Raw genomic sequence first — 15,855 nt, forward strand, 5'->3', positions numbered from 1 at the left:
GCCTATCGCGCCGGGCATTGCTCGGGCAACCGCGCGCAACCGGGCGCATTCATGCTTTGTTGCGATTTGAGACTTAAAAAAGGCAATCATGTTCACACCCCTATCGTCCTCTCTGCGCCTGAGCCGTCGCGGTTTCCTCAACGCAGCAGCCCTTGGCGCCGCCTCGGTCGCGGTCTCCAGTTGCACCACGCTGTCGCAACAGCCGGTCGAGCCGCCGCCGCCGACCTATGTCGAGCCGGCGCTTGGCGACTATGTGACGATGTATGGGCCGATGTCGGATGGCGGCTTCGAGCTGCCGGCCATACCGGTCGACAAGATCGACCCGCAGTTCCTGCGCCAGATCGTTGACGATCCGACCGGGCAGCAGCCGGGCACCATCGTCGTCGACACCACCAATCACTTCCTCTATCTGGTGCGCCCGGGCGGCCAGGCGATCCGCTATGGCGTCGGCCTCGGCCGCGCCGGCTTCGAATGGTCGGGCGATGCGGTGGTCCAATGGAAGCAGAAATGGCCGAAATGGACGCCGCCGGACGAAATGATCGCCCGCCAGCCCGAACTAAGACCGTACAGCGCCGACAATGGCGGCATGCCCGGTGGGCTCAAGAACCCGCTTGGCGCGCGGGCGCTCTATCTCTTCCAGGGCAACCAGGACACGCTCTACCGCTTGCACGGTTCGCCGGAATGGCGGTCGATCGGCAAATCGGTGTCGTCGGGCTGTGTTCGCCTGATGAACCAGGACATTATCGATCTCTACGACCGAGTGCCGAACAAGACCCCGGTCGTGGTGACGGCCGATATCGGCCAGCCGATGGTGGCGACAGCAAACCGCAAAGCCATCCCGATCGACGCCGGCGTGCCGGAAGGATCGATCCTGCTCGGCCCGGTCAAGGCGATCACAGACTCGATCTTCTGAGCTGACGGAAGCACAGGCGGGATTGCTCACGGCTCCTGCTGGTTTTGCCGAGCGTCGGCTTGCCCGTGCCGGTGCCCGCCTTTGGATTTGATGCTTACGTTGAGGCGGACTTTGCCGCACCTGTGTGCAGACGCCACCAGTGACAGCTCATGACCCCGGAGCGGACATTTCGCGCTCAGAAGGGATTATCACGGTGATCGGAGGGATACCCCTCCTGTCATCCTGACCGTATTTGTGCTGGATGCGCTCTGACAGGTGCGATGCCGTGGCAGGTTTTTGTAGACCTTGGCGCGAAGGAATGATCCAAAATGTAACCCTGGCCATGCCAATTGCTTCAACGATCGATGCAATCCACTCAGAGCAGGTTGATCGCAATTTGCACGTTGCCGCGCGTCGCTTTCGAGTACGGACAAATGTCGTGCGCCTCGTCGATCAGGGCTCGTGCGGTATTGTACTCCACGCCAGGCAGGCTGACGTTGAGCCGAGTGCTGAGAGAGTAGCCGTCGTCCCCGAGATTTAGATCAACCTCGGCATCGATTCTCACTCCGGCCGGCAGCATAATTTTTTGTTCGTGAGCCACAGACGCAACCGCGCTTGCGAAGCTGGCCGACCAGCCGGCTGCAAGCAGTTGCTCCGGGTTGGTGCCGATGCGCGCCGATCCGGGTATGGAAAGCCTGATGTCCAGAAGGCCATCAGAGCTGCGCGAGGCGCCATTCTCGCGGCCACCTGTGGTTGCGGTCCTGGCCGTGTAAACAACCCTTGCGATCGGGTTCATAGGCATTCTTTTGGTGGTTGTCGTACCTGCCGGAGGGGCGGCGCCGCGAACTCGATCACGCGTCGACCTCGACAACGGCGTCGGCAAAGGCCTGTGGTGCTTCCTGAGGTAGGTTGTGTCCAATGCCGCCCATGACTACCCGGTGGCTATATCTGCCTGAAAACATCTTGGCGTAAGCGCTGGCGTCCGGATGCGGCGCGCCATTGGCGTCGCCCTCGAGCGTCATCGTGGGCACGGAGATGACGGGTGCCTGAGCAAGCCGCTGCTCCAGTGGATCATATTGCACCTCGCCTTCTGCCAGGCCGAGCCGCCAGCGATAATTGTGGATGACGATCGCGACGTGATCCGGATTGTCGAAGGCCGCAGCACTCCGCTCGAACGTGGGCTCATCGAAATTCCATTGCGGCGAGGCGAGCTGCCAAATCAGCCTGGCGAAATCGCGCGTATATTTCTCGTAGCCGACACGGCCGCGATCGGTAGCGAAGTAATATTGGTACCACCATTGCAGCTCGGCCTTCGGCGGCAGCGGCAGTTTGCCGGCTTGCTGGTTGCCGATGAGATAGCCGCTCACCGAGACCATCGCCTTGCAGCGTTCCGGCCACAGGACGGCGATGATGTTCGCCGTCCGAGCGCCCCAGTCGCAGCCGGCAATCGTCGCCTTCTCGATACCCAGCGCATCCATCAGCGCGACGATGTCGGCAGCGATGGCCGACTGCTGACCATTGCGCATCGTCTCGTCCGACAGGAACCGCGTCGTGCCGTATCCGCGCAGGTAGGGCACGATCACGCGGCGGCCTTTCGCCGCCAGAATGGGCGCAACGTCGACATATGTGTGGATGTCGTAAGGCCAGCCATGGAGAAGGATAACGGGCGGACCGTCGGCAGGGCCGGCCTCTGCATAGCCGACATTAAGGACACCGGCATCGATCTGCCTGGGTTCGCCGAACGAGTTCTTTGCCGTGTGCATCGCAGACGCCGTCGTCTGGTCGACTCCAATGGGCGCCGCCTTCGCTGTCGCGGTCATGCCGAGTTCGGCAAGCGTCATGCCCATTGCGGCTGCACCGATCAGGCGACGGCGGCGCTCATCGATTTTGTCGCAAACACTGATCGTGTTCATAGTGATGTCTCTTTGTGATGAGGCAATGTGCTTTGTTCCTGCGTAGTCACGAGACGAGCTGCTGGCCGCCGTCGAGGTCGTATGTCGCGCCCGTCAGCGCCGTGTTGCTCATGATGTGAACGGCGAGCGCGGCGACATCAGCCGGTCCGACGACACGTCGGATTGGCAGCGTCGCGCGCAGTTCATCGCGCCGCTTGTCGAGGTTGTCGCCGAGCAGCGACGCCGACAGTGGCGTGTCGACGAAGCCTGCGGCGATCAGGTTGACGCGTATCGGCGCGAGCTCGAGCGCGAGATTGGCGATGAGCGCGGGGAACGCGACGGTAACCGTCGAGACGATCGCGAGGCCTGGTTTTGGGCGGCGTGCGCCCGTGCCGCCCATGAATATCAGTGAGCCGGCCGACCCGACCTTGCCAGCGGCGCTGCGTGCCACATTGAGCGCGAGCAATAGGTGGTCCGTGAGATCGTGTCGTGCCTCCTCGGGAGGAATTTCGAGGGGAGAGCGATAATGGGGAGCGCCGGCAGTAACCATCACATGGTCGATCAAGTCCGGCAGATCTTGAAAGAACGACTTCAGCTGGGTCGCATCATTGGCGTCGAAGGCGGCGGTGCCCTCAGCGCTAATCTCGCACGCTGCTTGATCGAGGCGGTCGCGATTGCGTCCGGTGAGGATGACGCGGGCGCCTTCGGCGCGGGCACGCCGGGCGGTCTCCAGACCGATGCCGGCGCTACCGCCGATGACGACGACGGTCTGGCCAAGAAGTTCAGGTTCGCGCTGAGTGGGGATGGCTGCGGTACTCATGATTTCCTCCGATAAAGGCCGTCAGGTCGCCACGATCTCCGCAGGCCGCGAACGAATACGGCGCCAGTGTGCCGCCGTCTGGAAGCTCTTCCTACTGCGGCAGTTCCTCGCCAGACTGCTCGGCCACTATGTATTCGGCGTACCAGTCCGGCCAGTTCTCGTCACGCTGGCCGCCGGTCCGCTTCTCGTGCTCTCCGTGGGCGACCGACGCGCGCCGCATTGCGGCGGCCAGGTCGCCCTCGGAGGCGAAGCTCGTCGCCTTCGAGTCGATCCGGCCCGGAAACCGGGTGGTGATCTCCTGGAGCAGCCAGCCGTTCCCGTCGGGATCGCTGAACGTTGCAAAGGAGACGTAGCTGCGTCCCTCCGGGTCCCGACCATTGACAGCAGGCTGTCCCGGACCGGCACGGTGGAACACTTCGCTCACATCTGCACCGTGAGCGATGAGCTCGGCGCGCGCCGCTACGATGTCGGACACGATGAGATAGAGACCCTGTGTCGACCCCGGCGCGGCCGAGGTGACAGCCTTGCCGAAGTGGATCGAGCCAGGCGAGCCCGGAGGCGTGAACTGCACAACCCGGAACATGTCGCCGACCGCGAAGTCGGCATCGAGCCGCCAGCCGAGGCCCTCGTAGAACTGCTTGGAGCGGTCGACGTCTGCGACCGGAATAACGACAACCTCGAACTTCAGGTCGACGGGACGTGCGCTTGCGGTGTCGGAGGTCTTTTCGCCCTGACGGGCCGTTGCGATGTCTGACATGGTCGTTTTCTTTCCAGTTGGGTGGGACCTGGTCCTGCCCGATCGTTGCCACGTAATGACCGAGCCTGTTCTGGATCTCTCTGCTGCATGTCGGCCAGAGCCAAGTTCTCTTCGACGTATTTTGACGCGTCGAGCGCACGGAAACGGTCCGCCGGAGTGCAGAGTGAGATGCGCACGGTTGGCCATTCCCTCGCGTGTGAGATCGATCATCACCTACGCCTCGGCGGCCGAGGTCTGGACGGCAGAAATCGAGTCGATGATTTGGTCTGTCGTGACAATCGCGCTGGCGTAGTTCGGCATGTTGATGTCGAGAGCCGCGTGCATCTCCTCATCCGAGTAGTCTGCCGTCGCGTCCCTCACCATGGTTACGTCGTAGCCGAGCTCGGCGGCGAAGCGAACGGTCGCTTCGACGCAGGTGTGTGCGATCAGTCCGATGACAATGAGTTTCTGGATTCCGTGCCTTTTCAGCTGCAGATCCAGATCCGTATTGGCGAACCCACTGGAACACCAATGTTCGGTCGCGACAGTTTCGCCTGGCTTGGGCTCGAACTCGGACCGAATCTCGCCGCCCCAGGTGCCGTATTCAAAGCTCTTGCTCTTCCATGCTCTCTTCTGGACGGGCGCGACGTAAGTCCATGTCTCATAGTCGCCCGGACGGTATCGATGATGCATTGCATAGAAGACGCGAAGCTTAGCTTGACGCGCGGCATTCAGGACTTGCAGCATGTGAGGCACGCAGCCGTTCGCCTCTGCGACAGCCCGGATGCGGGGCCATATCTTGCCCCCATCGGAAATGAAGTCGTTGTACGGATCGATCACCAAAAGTGCGGTGACCTCCCGGTCATGTGCGTGCCTCGTCATTGTGCCTCCTCCATGGAGCGGCTACATCACAAGAAAGATGCTGCCGCTCAGTTCCTGAGCGCGGCTCGTTCGATGCTGGCCGCAAAAAGCGGCGTCTCGCCCTTGTTGTGAGCGATCGACATGGGCTGGCGCTGTGACCGAAGCACCTCGAACGGGATGCCCTGGCGCTCGAAGAAGGCCATGAATTCCTTCGTGGCCCAGGACCGGACGTGGTTGGTAAACTCACATCGGCGACTGTCGATAGCCTTGACGCTCAGCTCCCAACGCACATGGATCGTGGTGCGGCCCGTAGGCGTGAAGAGGTCTGAAACCGACTCCAGGATGAGGTGATCCTTGCGGCCAAGCGTCTCGACATAGTGTTGCACCATCAGGCTGCCGCCGATGATCTCGACATTGATCGACATGCGCTTGCCATCCGGCGCCGTCGTGAAACCCGCCGCTATGTGGGCAGGCGAACACCCCTGATATTCATGTTCGGACAGCGCGAAGCACCAGTTGGGAATGTCAATCTTCTCGATCGGCGCGTTGATGATAGCCGTAAAGCTTGAATCGACGATTTCATGGTCCTCGACGGGGGCTGCCATCTTCGTGATGGGTTCGTGCGATGCGGAAGAGTGCGCGATTGCTGACATGGCGTTCTCCTTTGTCCCGGGTTCAATCGGGTTGCCTTGGACAGTCGAGCAGGTGTGACTGCAAGCGGAACCCTGTGAGGGGTTCAGATTTGCTGGCGCAGCGGACGAAATGCCGTCCGGAGTTCGGCGGTGAAGGCCGCGGGCTGCTCCCAGGCTGCGAAATGGCCGCCCTTGGGGAGCCGGTTGTAATGGATAAGCTTCGGATACGCCTTTTCAGCCCAGGTCTCCGGCGCCTGGTAGATCTCGTCCGGGAAGGCGCTCACAGCGACCGGGATCTTGATGCCCCTGGGGTCGAAGAAGCCTCCCGTCGGGTGGTGCGCGTTGTCCCAGTAAAGACGCGCCGAGGAGATCGCCGTGTTGGTCAGCCAGTACATCGTGACATTGTCCAGGATATCGTCCTTCGTCAGCCCTTCCGGCTGCCCGTCGAAGACGCGTGCGATCAGCTCGTAGCTGCGGATGTCGTGGTCGAGCATCCAGGCTGCGAGACCAACCGGCGAGTCGACGATGCCGTAGAGCGTCTGCGGGCGATTGTTCATCTCGATCGCGTAGCCCAGCCCGTTCTTGTAGAAATCGTCGAGCTGGTCCCAGGCGCGCTTCTCGTCGGGCGAGAGGCCGGCGGGCGCCCGGCCGCCGGCGGCAAGCGCCTTCGAGATGTCGGCGGGCACGGTGGCAGCCATGTTGGTGTGGATGCCAAGCAAGCCCGGAGGCTCTTGCAGCGCCATCGTCTCCGACACGGCGTTGCCCCAGTCGCCGCCCTGCGCGACGTATCTCGTGTAACCGAGGCGTTGCATCAGCATCGCCCACGCTTTGGCGATGCGGACAGGTGTCCATCCCGGTGCGGTCGGCTTGCCTGAGAAGCCGTAACCAGGCAGCGAGGGGATCACCACATGAAATGCGTCCGCTTCGCTCCCGCCGTTGGCGGTTGGATTGGTGAGCGGCTCGATGACCTTCAACTGCTCGATGATCGAGCCAGGCCAGCCATGCGTGATAATTACCGGCATGCATTCTCATGCCTGGAGCGGACATGGATGAAGTGGATGTCCAGCCCGTCGATCTCGGTGATGAACTGCGGCAGGGCATGGAGCCGGGTCTCCATCTTGCGCCAGTCGTAATCCGTCGCCCAGTACTTCGCGAGCTTCTGCATTGTGGCGAGCTGCACGCCCTGGGTGTCGTCAGCCACATTCTCCTGGTCCGGCCAGCGGGTCGCGGCGACGCGTCGGCTAAGCTCGTCGATTTCCTCCTGAGGAAAGCTGACCTTGAAGGGCCGGATCGCATCGCCCGCGGCTGCGGCGACCGATGGGAGCAGGCTGGCAGTACCTACGGCGGCAATGCCCATTGCGGCCGTGCTCAAAACCAGGCGGCGGTCCTGATCGATTAGTTCGGGAGTCTTGGTCGTATTCATGGGTCTCTCCTGGGGGGTGCTCGGTGCTGCCGAAAACTTACGCCCGCAGGACGAGAATCGCCCGTTATGTGTTGTGAGCCCCCTGTTAGTGGCTGTCAGCGCTGGTGGCTCCGGGCAGCGGGGTCCTGCCACCGTTCGCCTATGGTGCAGGTGTTGTACTTGACTTAGACTATCGGCTTGGTGGCGGGCGGCTCCGAGAGAAGCGCCATGACGATAGTGGCAGGTCAGGCCAAGGACGGACTGTCGTTCGGTCCTTTCCATCTGGTTGCGCGCGAAAGGCTCGTCACAAAAGACGGCGCTCCCTTGGCGCTGGGCTCGCGTGCACTGGACATTCTCATTGCCCTGATCTCCACGCCGAATGAAATCGTCGGCAAAAAGGATCTGATGTCGCGGGTTTGGCCCGATGTCGTAGTCGAGGAAGGCAGCCTGCGGTTTCACATGACCAGGCTCCGCAAGGCGCTGGGTGACGGAAAGGACGGCGCACGATACATCGCGACACTACCAGGGCGGGGTTATTGCTTCATCGCGCCCGTCTCGCAGATCGGCGGTCCGCGCGATGAAGAGCCTGCAGCTGCCGCCAGTTTTCCGCACGCGAATCTTCCGAGCCGCTTGGGCCGAATGGTTGGCCGGGACGACGACGTTCTTCAGCTGTCGGCTCGACTGAATGCGTCGCGCTTCGTCACAATCGTTGGCGCGGGCGGCGTCGGCAAAACCACCGTCGCGATCGCGGTCGGACATCACCTCATTGACGGCTTCGCGGGCGCTGTGCTGTTCGTCGACCTGGGAATGCTCGGCGATCCCGACCTGGTGACGACAGCCGTCGCCTCCATGCTTGGGCTGTCGGTTCAATCGAGTGACGCGACGCCCAGTCTGATCGCCTACCTGCGCAACAAGCGGATGCTTTTGATCCTCGACACCTGCGAGCATCTCGTCGATGCGGTGGCGCCTCTGGCCGCAAGCATCATCGACGCGGCGTCGCAGGTCCACATTCTGGCAACAAGTCGCGAAGCGCTTCGGGTCGAAGGCGAGCATATCTACCGATTGGATGCCCTTGCCTGTCCGCCAGACGACCCAAGGCTTACGGCGGCGGTTGTCCAGACGTTCCCGGCCATTCAACTGTTCGTGGAGCGCGCGGTGGCAAGTGGCGCGCGCTTGGATGTCAGCGATGCGGAGGCCCTGATCGTCGCAAGCATCTGTCGAAAGCTTGGCGGTGTGGCGCTTGCAATCGAGTTGGCGGCCCGGCGGGTCGAGTCTTATGGATTGCAACAAACCGCCGCGCTTCTCGATCAACGTCTGACTTTGCTGTGGCTGGGATCGCGGACCGCGCCACCGCGTCAAAAGACCCTGCAGGCCACGCTGGATTGGAGCTTTGGGCTACTTACCGACCTGGAGCGCGCAGTGCTTCGCAGGCTCGCTGTATTCCTTGGCCATTTCACGCTCGATGCGGTCTTGGAAGTCGTCACAAGCGCTGCCCTCGACAGATCGACGGTTCTTAATGCCATGGATAGTCTTGTTGCCAAGTCGATCATAGCGACGCGCCCGCTCGGAGCGATGATGCGCTATCGGCTCCTGGATACCACGCGCGCCTACGTCCTCGATATCAGCATAGATGACGCCGAGGCCGCCGATCTGGCGGTGCGCCACGCCGCCTACTATCGAAGATGGCTTGAGCAAACAGGTATCGAGTGGCCAGGTCTGGCGACCGGCGAGGAGCGGGCTCCTCACTTCGCCGCCATCAACAATGTGCGGGCCGCTCTGGAATGGTGCTTCGGCGAGGGCGGAAACGTCGATATCGGCATCGGACTTGCCACTGCTGCCGCGCCTGTTTTCCTGGCGATGTCCTTGTTGCCGGAGTGTCATCGCTGGTCAGAACGCGCGATATTCGCTCTCGACGATGCCGCTCTTGGCGGACTTGACGAGATGCATCTCCAGGCAGCCTTGGGTGTGTCCCTGATGTTCATGCGGGGAGGGCGTGATGCGGCGCGCGTCGCCCTGGAGAAAAGCCTGGCGATCGCCGAAGAACGCGGTGATACGTTGGATCAAGTGCGCCTGCTGGGTCCGCTCAACATGTTCCACCTGCGGACAGGCAACTTCGTGACCGCCCTCCAGTTTGCAAAACGCTGTTCAGCCATAGCCGCGACCCTGGAGGATCCGGTCGCGATTGCGTTGGCGCATACCATTCTGGGGATATCGCTTCACCTTCGTGGTGACCTGGCCGAAGCCCGCGCGGAGCTTGAGGCAGCGCTGGATCGTGGGCCACGCTCTCAGCGAACCACAACGGTCTATCTCGGTTTCGAGGGCAAAATCCTGGCCAAGGCTATCCTGGCGAGGAACCTTTGGCTGCAAGGCCATCCGGACCAAGCCATGGAACGTGCTCGACAGGCCGTCGAAGAGGCCGCCGCCATGGACCACTCGCTGACTCTGGCGATCGCCCTGATCTGGGGAATATCGGTGTTCCTGTGGGCCGGGGAACTGGAGAGCGCGGAGGCACACATCGACATGCTGATTTCCCGCGCCGAGTCCCATTCCATGGCCCCTTATCTGCTGGTCGGTCGGGGATTCAAAAGCGAAGTCGCAATCCGGCACGGGGATGCGACAGGTGGGGTCGGGGGCCTCCAGAGTTCTCTCCAAAACCTCCACGCAGCACCTTACGAATTGCTCACGACCGAGCTCAACCTCTCGCTGGTTAGAGGACTATCCGCGATCGGTCGGGTCGACGAAGCAGTCGCGCTGATCGGTGATTCAGTTGGTCAAGTCGAAAAGAACGGTGACCAATTGTACCTTCCGGAGTTGCTGCGGATGAAGGGAGGCCTTCTTCTCCAACAACTGTCGGAACGCAATCGCGACGAGGTCGGCGCATCCCTAATGCAGGCACTGGAGTTGAGCCGGAGTCAAGGCGCGCGGGCATGGGAGCTGCGAACCGCAATTGATATGGCAACGTTGATGGCTGGGCGAGGCGAGATCGACGGCGCTCGCGAGCTCTTGCAATCGGTTGCGGAGCATTTCGTAGAAGGCGCGAGTACGGAAGATTTGAAGGCTGCCGCGCGCCTGTTGGCGACGCTGAACTAGCTACCGCCGATACGCGTTTACACTTTTGCAGACGGTCCGACGGCAGCTATGGGCGCATAGCCGCCGTCCGCTGTCCTTCAGATCTGGCCACCGGCACTTGATGTGCAAGACAGAATTTGCCAACACAGATGCCCGCCCTTCGGTGCGATGCCCCTCACCTGCCCCTGGACAAGCTCCCCAAAATCCCGCGGACGATCGCCCGTCCGACCGACGAGCCGACCGAGCGCACGATGGATTTGATCGCCGCCTCCGCAACGGTCTGACGGTTGGAGGGGCGCGGCGCGCGGCGGCCGCCGGTCGGCTGGGGATCGTCATTGCCGAAGCCGGGAATGGTCCAGCGCGAACGGCCGCTTTCCTGTTGCTGCGCCTGTGCCTCCTGGGCGTCCTTGGCCTTCTTCTGCAGCATCTCGAAGGCCGATTCGCGGTCGATGGTCTGATCGTATTGTCCCGCAACCGGGCTCTCGGTGATCAGCTTGCGGCGCTCGTCGGGCGTGATCGGGCCAAGGCGCGATGACGGCGGGCGGATCAGCGTTCGCTGCACCATGGACGGCACGCCCTTGGCTTCCAGCGTCGAGACAAGCGCCTCGCCGGTGCCGAGCTGCGTGATCACGGTTGCGCAGTCGAAGTCGGGATTAGGCCTGAACGTCTCGGCCGCCGTCCTGACGGCCTTCTGTTCGCGCGGCGTGTAGGCACGGAGTGCGTGCTGCACGCGGTTGCCGAGCTGGGCCAGCACCGTTTCGGGGATATCCAGCGGATTTTGCGTGACGAAATAAACGCCGACGCCCTTCGAGCGGATCAGCCGGACCACCTGCTCGACGCGGTCGACCAACACCTTCGGGGCGTCGTCGAACAGAAGGTGCGCCTCGTCGAAGAAGAAGACCAGCTTCGGCCTGTCCGGGTCGCCGACTTCCGGCAGTTCCTCGAACAGTTCCGACATCAGCCACAGAAGGAACGTCGCATAGAGCCGCGGATTCATCATCAGCTTGTCGGCGGCGAGCACGCTGATGGCGCCGCGTCCATCGCGCGTGGTGCGCATGATGTCGGATATCCGCAATGCCGGCTCGCCGAAGAAATTGGCAGCGCCCTGCTGCTCCAGGACCAGCAGCGTGCGCTGGATCGCGCCGACCGAAGGCTTCGTCACATTGCCGTAGCGGGCGCCGATCTCTTCGGCGCGGTCGGCGATATTGGCCAGCAGTGACTGCAGGTCCTTCAAATCGAGCAGCAGAAGGCCTTCCTCGTCGGCGATGCGGAAGGCGATGTTCATGATGCCTTCCTGCGCCTCGGAAAGGTTCATCAACCGCGACAGAAGCAGCGGCCCCATCTCCGAGATGGTGGCGCGGATCGGGTGGCCCTGCTCGCCGAACAGATCCCAGAAGATGACCGGGAATTCCTGGAATTCATAGGGATCGAGCTTGACCTGCTCGGCCCGCTTGACCAGGAAATCCTGCGCTGTGCCCATCATAGCGATACCCGACAGGTCGCCCTTGATGTCGGCGCAGAATACCGGCACGCCGGCATTTGAGAAACCCTCGGCCAATATCTGCAGGGTCACCGTCTTGCCGGTGCCGGTCGCGCCGGTGACCAGGCCATGACGATTGCCATATTGCAGCAAAAGCTGTTCGGGCCGCTGATAACTGTCGTCCGGCTTGCGGCTGGCCCCTATGAAGATACTGGTATCGTCGGCCATGTGTCCGGTCTCTCCGCAAACCTATAGGGTTGAATGCCCTGATCCCTTGAAGAAAAGGGAGCCCCGCCGCAGGTATAGTGAGGCCATTGCGCAGCGACAATGGGCACCGTCGAAAATGGCTTTTGGAGCTTGCGGAACCTGCCCATGTTTGGCAATCGGTTGACGGTCACCGTCACGGAAGGCGAGTTGCACCGCATGTGTGCTGCATTGTGATATCGGGCCGGGGACCGTAGACTGACATAGTCGGCCGCTGCGGCCGCTAGAACGAGGAGAACCGATGGGCGCCGGTGCCTTGACCCAGGATGCCGAACTTCCGAACGTCGACCGGCAACGATGGCTGGCGCTGGCGGAGAAGGCGCTGGCCGGCGGGTCCTTCGAGGAAAAGCTCGTCTCGCATACGGACGACGCCATCCGCATCGAGCCGCTCTACGAGCGTTCGGTAACCGCCGAGCCTGTCGTGCGCGCCAACCCGGGATCACCGTGGATCGTCAGCCAGCGCATCGACGATCCGGACATAGGCCGCGCCAGTGCGCAGGCGCTGGAAGACGTCGCGCAGGGTGCCACCGGACTGTCGCTTGTCTTCGAGGGTGCGCCGAACGCCTTCGGCTATGGCTTGCCGAGGACGGCGGAGGCGCTGGAGGGCGTGCTCGACGGCGTGCCGCTCAACCGCATCCAGATCCGCATCGACGCCCATCCCTGGAGCCGTGCCGTGGCCGACTGGCTGGTGGCGTTTTTGACCAAGCGCCGCTCCGACCCGGCAAAGCTCAACCTCTCCTTCGGCATCGATCCGGCGGCGATCTTTGCCGGGACCGGCAGGCTGCGCATGTCGATCGAGGCTTTGCAGGCTTCGATGCCGCAATCGCTGGCGCATTTCTTTTCGATGGGTGTGCCCGGCGTGCTGCTGGAGGCCGACGGGCGGGTATTCCACAATGCCGGCGCCACCGAGGCGCAGGAGCTTGGCACCATGCTCGCCTCGGCCGTCTCCTATTTGAGGCTGTTCGAGAAGGCGCGCCAGCCGCTCGTCTACGCGGCGCCGCATATCGGTTTTGCGCTCAGCGTCGACCAGGACCAGTTCGTTTCGACGGCCAAGGTCAGGGCGTTGCGCAGGCTGTGGGCGCGTGTCCAGGAGGCCTGCTCGATACCGCCCTCCACCGCCAGCATCCATGCCGAAACATCCTTCCGGATGATGACGGCGGCCGATCCGGAAACCAACATCCTGCGCACCACCATTGCCGCTTTTGCCGCTGCCGCCGGCGGCGCGGATTCGATCGCCATCCTGCCGCACACGATCGCGCACGGCCTGCCCGCGGGTTTTGCCCGCCGCGTTGCCCGCAACGCGCAACTGATCATGGCCAATGAAAGCAATATCGACCACGTCGCCGATCCGGTTTGCGGTTCGGGGGCCGTCGAAGCGCTGACTGCGGAGCTCTGCGCGGCGGCCTGGCAGGAGTTCCAGCAGATCGAGGCGGAAGGCGGCGTGCTGACCAGCCTTGAGCAAGGCCACATCCAGAGGCGCGTCCAGGCAGCTTCCGCCCGCCGCAACACAGCCTACCAGGCGGGCGAACGGGCGATCGTCGGCACGACGCTGCACCCGTCGAAGACCGAGCGTCCGGTCGAGACGCTGGCGGCGGAGCGGCGGCCTGCCTTCACCGAAGGCGTTGCGGTGTGCGAGCCGCTATTTCCGATCCGCATCGATCAGTCGATCGGAGCCGTGCCATGATCCCGGATTTCAGCCAGATCGCCTGGTCGCCGCCACGGCGGGCGCCGGTCGAGATCAAAGGCCAGCGGATGACGCCGGAAGGAATCGCCGTCAAGCATCTCTACAACCAGGGCGATCTCAAGGGCTTGCCGCACCTCGATACCTATCCAGGCCTGCCGCCTTTCGTGCGCGGCCCCTATCCGACGATGTATGTCCAGCAACCCTGGACGATCCGGCAATATGCCGGCTTCTCGACGGCCGAAGAGTCCAACGCCTTCTACCGACGCAACCTTGCCGCCGGCCAGAAAGGCCTGTCGGTCGCCTTCGATCTCGCCACGCACCGCGGCTACGACAGCGACCATCCGCGCGTCGCCGGCGATGTCGGCATGGCCGGCGTCGCCATCGATTCCATTCTCGACATGCGCCAGCTGTTCGACGGCATCCCGCTTAACGAGATGACGGTATCGATGACGATGAACGGCGCGGTGCTGCCGATCATGGCGCTCTATATCGTCGCGGCGGAGGAACAGGGCGTTGCGCAGAAGGACCTCACCGGGACCATTCAGAACGACATCCTGAAAGAGTTCATGGTGCGCAACACCTACATCTATCCGCCAAAACCTTCGATGCGGATCGTGTCGGACATTTTTTCCTACACGTCGAAGCACATGCCGAAGTTCAATTCGATCTCGATCTCCGGCTATCACATGCAGGAGGCGGGAGCGACGGCGGATCTCGAGCTCGCCTACACGATTGCAGACGGTATCGAATATGCCCGCGCCGGCGTCGCGGCCGGCCTCGACATCGACCGTTTCGCGCCGCGCCTTTCCTTCTTCTGGGCGATCGGCATGAATTTCTTCATGGAAGTCGCCAAGCTGAGAGCAGCGCGCGTATTGTGGGCCAGCCTAATGCTGAAGAACTTTTCGCCGAAGGACGAGCGCTCGCTGTCGCTGCGCACCCACTGCCAGACTTCGGGCTGGTCGCTGACGGCGCAGGACCCCTACAACAACATCATCCGCACCATGATCGAGGCGATGGCGGCGACTCAAGGCCATACGCAGTCGCTGCACACCAATTCCTTCGACGAGGCAATGGCGCTGCCGACCGACCATTCGGCCCGCATCGCCCGCAACACACAGCTCATCCTGCAGAAGGAATCCGGCACGACGCGCATTATCGACCCGTGGGGCGGCTCCGCCTATGTCGAACGGCTGACACATGATCTGGCGGCGCGTGCGCTTGCGCATATCGAGGAGGTCGAGAGCCTCGGCGGCATGGCCGCGGCGATCGAAAAGGGCCTACCGAAGCTGCGCATCGAAGAGGCTGCCGCGCGCACCCAGGCGCGCATCGATTCCGGCGAACAGATCGTGGTCGGTGTCAATGCCCACCGTCCCGGCACGGACATCGAAGTCGACGTGCTGAAGATCGACAATGCCGAGGTCAGGGCACGGCAATTGTCGAAGCTGCAGCGGCTGAAAGGTACGCGCGACGTCGCCGCCGTCGAGAGCGCGCTCGATGCGCTGACCCGTGCTGCCGGGAGTAACGGAAACCTGCTGGAATTCGCCATCCGGGCCGCACGCGCCAACGCCACGGTCGGCGAGATTTCGCTGGCGCTGGAAAAAGTTTTCGGCCGCCATGTCGCCTCGGTGCAGACGATCTCCGGCGTCTATCGCAACGCGCTCGGCGACAATCCGGTGGTCGACCGGCTGCAGGACAAGATCGTCGCGTTCGAGGAAAAGTCCGGCGGCAAGCCGCGCATTCTGGTCGCCAAGATGGGGCAAGACGGCCATGATCGCGGCCAGAAAGTGATCGCCACCGCCTTTGCCGACCTAGGCTTCGACGTCACCGTCGGGCCGATGTTCCAGACTCCGGACGAGATCGCCAGGCTGGCCGTCGAGCATGACGTGCACATCGTCGGCGCCTCGTCGCTGGCTGCGGGCCATTTGACGCTTATTCCCGAACTCAAGCATGCGCTGAAGAAGCTCGGCCGCGACGACATGCTGATCGTCGCCGGCGGCGTCATTCCACCGCAGGATTACGACGCAGTCCGGCAGGCAGGCGCCACTGAAATCTTCCCGCCCGGCACGGTTATCCCCGAAGCGGCGGAGCGGCTGATGGACCGGCTGCTTAAGGTCGGCTGATGC

Annotated in this window: 11 protein-coding genes and 1 pseudogene; 4 read left to right on the forward strand and 8 right to left on the reverse strand. The window is 62.8% G+C overall.

Translation table 11 applies throughout. From position 1 onward, the window contains the following. Nucleotides 1–88 precede the first annotated feature (88 nt). A complete protein-coding gene (locus tag NKI72_RS15105; protein WP_352850259.1) occupies nt 89–913 on the forward strand; it encodes a L,D-transpeptidase in 825 nt (274 codons plus the stop codon). A 355-nt stretch (nt 914–1,268) separates the two neighbouring features. Here NKI72_RS15105 and NKI72_RS15110 read toward each other — a convergent pair whose 3' ends face one another. From NKI72_RS15110 to NKI72_RS15140, 7 genes and pseudogenes are all read right to left on the reverse strand, one after another. Then, complete coding sequence (locus NKI72_RS15110) at nt 1,269–1,688, reverse strand: Ohr family peroxiredoxin (RefSeq protein WP_352470987.1); 420 nt, start codon at nt 1,686–1,688, stop codon at nt 1,269–1,271. 55 nt (nt 1,689–1,743) lie between these two features. Further along, on the reverse strand, nt 1,744–2,805 hold the full coding sequence (locus NKI72_RS15115) for an alpha/beta fold hydrolase (RefSeq protein WP_352470986.1): 1,062 nt from the start codon (nt 2,803–2,805) through the stop codon (nt 1,744–1,746). Nucleotides 2,806–2,851: 46 nt separating this feature from the next. After that, complete coding sequence (locus tag NKI72_RS15120; RefSeq protein ID WP_352470985.1) at nt 2,852–3,604, reverse strand: SDR family oxidoreductase; 753 nt, start codon at nt 3,602–3,604, stop codon at nt 2,852–2,854. A 91-nt stretch (nt 3,605–3,695) separates the two neighbouring features. Then, on the reverse strand, nt 3,696–4,352 hold the full coding sequence (locus NKI72_RS15125) for a VOC family protein (protein WP_502896488.1): 657 nt from the start codon (nt 4,350–4,352) through the stop codon (nt 3,696–3,698). Nucleotides 4,353–4,574: 222 nt separating this feature from the next. Continuing rightward, nucleotides 4,575–5,222 carry a cysteine hydrolase family protein gene (locus NKI72_RS15130; protein ID WP_352501766.1) on the reverse strand — a complete coding sequence of 216 codons (648 nt, stop codon included), beginning with the start codon at nt 5,220–5,222 and terminating at the stop codon, nt 4,575–4,577. A 47-nt stretch (nt 5,223–5,269) separates the two neighbouring features. Next, nucleotides 5,270–5,806, reverse strand: coding sequence for a hypothetical protein (locus NKI72_RS15135; RefSeq protein WP_352471106.1), 537 nt, complete (start codon nt 5,804–5,806; stop codon nt 5,270–5,272). Nucleotides 5,807–5,937: 131 nt separating this feature from the next. Next, nucleotides 5,938–7,256 (reverse strand): annotated as a pseudogene (locus NKI72_RS15140) (epoxide hydrolase family protein). Nucleotides 7,257–7,463: 207 nt separating this feature from the next. Between NKI72_RS15140 and NKI72_RS15145 the strand changes: the two are divergent. Beyond that, nucleotides 7,464–10,325, forward strand: a complete 2,862-nt coding sequence (locus tag NKI72_RS15145) for an ATP-binding protein (protein WP_352850261.1) — start codon at nt 7,464–7,466, stop codon at nt 10,323–10,325. A gap of 154 nt (nt 10,326–10,479) precedes the next feature. Here NKI72_RS15145 and NKI72_RS15150 read toward each other — a convergent pair whose 3' ends face one another. After that, nucleotides 10,480–12,012 carry a helicase HerA-like C-terminal domain-containing protein gene (locus NKI72_RS15150; RefSeq protein ID WP_352540736.1) on the reverse strand — a complete coding sequence of 511 codons (1,533 nt, stop codon included), beginning with the start codon at nt 12,010–12,012 and terminating at the stop codon, nt 10,480–10,482. A 277-nt stretch (nt 12,013–12,289) separates the two neighbouring features. Here NKI72_RS15150 and NKI72_RS15155 point away from each other — a divergent pair, with 277 nt between their 5' ends. Both NKI72_RS15155 and scpA read left to right on the forward strand, forming a co-directional pair. Then, nucleotides 12,290–13,732 (forward strand): methylmalonyl-CoA mutase subunit beta, encoded by a 1,443-nt coding sequence (locus tag NKI72_RS15155; RefSeq protein WP_352614924.1) that lies wholly within the window; start codon nt 12,290–12,292, stop codon nt 13,730–13,732. Next, the gene (gene scpA, locus NKI72_RS15160; protein ID WP_352850262.1) at nt 13,729–15,852 is read left to right on the forward strand and encodes a methylmalonyl-CoA mutase; all 2,124 of its coding nucleotides are present in this window, start codon (nt 13,729–13,731) and stop codon (nt 15,850–15,852) included. Before NKI72_RS15155 ends, scpA begins: the two co-directional genes overlap by 4 nt. Nucleotides 15,853–15,855 lie beyond the last annotated feature (3 nt).

The organism is Mesorhizobium sp. M0437, assembly GCF_040321335.1.
GTDB lineage: Bacteria > Pseudomonadota > Alphaproteobacteria > Rhizobiales > Rhizobiaceae > Mesorhizobium.